The sequence below is a fragment of the Salinimicrobium oceani genome, from assembly GCF_012037645.1.
This window is the reverse complement of the sequence record NZ_JAAVJR010000053.1, coordinates 1-927: the sequence shown is the minus strand read 5'-3', so window position 1 is coordinate 927 and position 927 is coordinate 1. Positions and strand designations below refer to the sequence as shown.

The window sequence follows — 927 nt, the reverse complement described above, 5'->3', positions numbered from 1 at the left end:
AATGAAACTGCCGGAGTGGTAACAGGACTTGCCTGGACCTCGGTGGGAGGTGATATCCTCTTCATTGAATCTATACTTTCAAAAGGTAAGGGCTCTCTTAATATTACGGGAAACCTTGGGAAGGTGATGAAAGAATCGGCCACCATTGCTCTGGAATATATAAAAGGTAATGCCGAAGAATTAGGTATAGATCCCGAGATTATGGAGAAGTACAATGTGCACATTCACGTGCCCGAAGGGGCTACACCTAAAGACGGCCCCAGTGCCGGGATCACAATGTTGACTTCTTTGGTTTCTCTTTTCACACAAAGAAAGGTGAAAAAAAATATCGCAATGACCGGTGAGATCACCCTGCGTGGAAAAGTGTTGCCTGTGGGAGGGATCAAAGAAAAGATCCTTGCTGCAAAACGCGCCCATGTAAAAGAGATCATTTTATGTGAAGAGAACAAACGCGATATTGAAGAGATTAAGGAGGAATACCTTAAAGGTCTTACCTTCCACTATGTTAAGGAAATGGGAGAAGTCATTAAACTGGCCATCCTGGATGAAAAAGTGAAAAATCCGAAGAAACTTTAATTTTAGAATAACATATAAAAACCCCGGAAAGACCTTCCGGGTTTTTTTATTGGACTTACGTTCTGTAAAGTGCAGCATGATTCCTTATTTTTGCACTCCTACACCAGAAAAGATATTAATGACTAAAAGGATAACCATAGCGATAGACGGATTTTCATCAACCGGTAAAAGTACTGTAGCTAAGCAGCTGGCAAAGGAGCTGGGTTATGTTTATGTAGATACCGGAGCCATGTATCGGGCCGTTACCCTATATGCGCTAAGGCAGGAATTTATTGCTGAAGGTCATTTTGATCCTCATGCTCTTATTGCTGAACTGCCTCTCATTTCCCTAAAATTTACTTTTAATCCCGA

At 41.6% G+C, this 927-nt stretch carries 2 protein-coding genes; both read left to right on the top strand.

Features of this window, described 5'->3' with window-relative positions; translation table 11 throughout:
- Positions 1-576: S16 family serine protease (locus HC175_RS15315; protein ID WP_317172325.1), on the top strand; the 576-nt coding region annotated here is incomplete at its 5' end.
- 118 nt (positions 577-694) lie between these two features.
- The coding region (locus HC175_RS15310) for a (d)CMP kinase (RefSeq protein WP_209310005.1) at positions 695-927 on the top strand (233 nt) is incomplete at its 3' end.